This window comes from Vibrio profundi (assembly GCF_005281835.1).
Classification (GTDB): Bacteria; Pseudomonadota; Gammaproteobacteria; order Enterobacterales; family Vibrionaceae; genus Vibrio; species Vibrio profundi.
In genome coordinates this window covers 1-1574 of sequence record NZ_RZIS01000022.1, presented here as the reverse complement: position 1 = coordinate 1574, position 1574 = coordinate 1, and the positions used below count along the sequence as shown (strand labels likewise).

General features: G+C 49.2%; 1 protein-coding gene. It reads right to left on the bottom strand.

The genetic code is table 11. The annotated features are described in order from the left end of the window. On the bottom strand, positions 1-1574 hold a 1574-nt coding region (tkt, locus tag ELZ11_RS23660), incomplete at both ends, for a transketolase (RefSeq protein WP_137359825.1).

Below are 1574 nucleotides of genomic sequence, written 5' to 3'. Positions count from 1 at the left end.
TCGCCGAATGTTGTCATACCGATGATCTTGCCACCGAAGCCAACGTACTTGTACCAGAAGTCAGCGATGCCAGCTTCTACAGCGATACGAGCGGTTACGTCAGATGGAAGTACAGATTCACGGTACTCAGCGTCTTGCTTGTCGAATGCGTCAGTTGCAGGCATAGATACTACGCGTACTTTCTTGCCTTCAGCTGTTAGCTCAGCAGCAGCGTTAACCGCTAGCTCAACTTCAGAACCTGTCGCGATAAGAATAAGCTCAGGCTTACCTTCACAATCTTTCAGGATGTAACCACCCTTAGCGATGTTAGCAACTTGCTCTGCGTTACGATCTTGCTGTGCAAGGTTCTGACGAGAGAAGATTAGAGATGTAGGACCATCTTTACGCTCGATTGCTAGTTTCCAAGCCACTGCAGATTCAACTTGGTCACATGGACGCCATGTGCTCATGTTTGGTGTTAGACGTAGAGATGCAATTTGCTCAACTGGTTGGTGAGTTGGGCCATCTTCGCCAAGACCGATAGAGTCGTGCGTGTAAACTTGGATGTTCTGAACTTTCATCAGAGCAGCCATACGCATAGCGTTACGTGCGTATTCCATGAACATTAGGAATGTTGCGCCGTATGGTACGAAACCACCGTGCAGAGCGATACCGTTCATGATCGCTGTCATACCGAATTCACGTACACCGTAGTGGATGTAGTTACCAGATGGGTCTTCAGCTGAAACAGACTTAGAACCAGACCACATAGTCAGGTTAGAAGGTGCTAGGTCAGCAGAACCGCCTAGGAATTCAGGTAGCATCGCACCGAATGCTTCTAGAGCGTTTTGAGACGCTTTACGTGAAGCGATGTTTGCTGGGTTAGCTTGAAGATCAGCAATGATTGCGTTTGCTTTTTCTTCCCACTCAGCTGGTAGGCCACCACTTACGCGGCGTTTGAATTCAGCTGCCAGCTCAGGGTATGCTGCTTCATAAGCTGCAAGTTTCTCGTTCCACGCTGCTTCCTTAGCTGCGCCTGCTTCTTTCGCATCCCACTCTGAGTAAACTTCCGACGGAATGTCAAAAGGACCGTGCTCCCAACCTAATTCTTTGCGTGTTGCTGCAATTTCTTCAGCGCCTAGTGGTGCACCGTGACAGTCGTGCGAACCTGATTTGTTCGGAGAACCGAAACCAATGATAGTCTTAGTACAGATTAGAGTCGGACGACCAGTTTCTGCTTTAGCCGCTTCGATAGCTGCGTTGATTGCTTCTGGATCGTGACCGTCTACTGCTGGGATTACGTGCCAGCCGTACGCTTCAAAACGTTTTGGCGTGTCGTCAGAGAACCAGCCTTCAACTTCACCATCGATAGAAATACCGTTGTCATCCCAGAAAGCAACTAGCTTACCAAGACCTAGCGTACCCGCTAGAGAACATGCTTCGTGAGAGATACCTTCCATCAGACAGCCGTCACCCATGAATGCATAAGTGAAGTGGTCAACGATGTCGTGGCCTTCTTTGTTGAATTGCGCAGCCAGAGTTTTCTCTGCCATCGCCATACCAACTGCGTTAGTGATGCCTTGGCCTAGAGGACC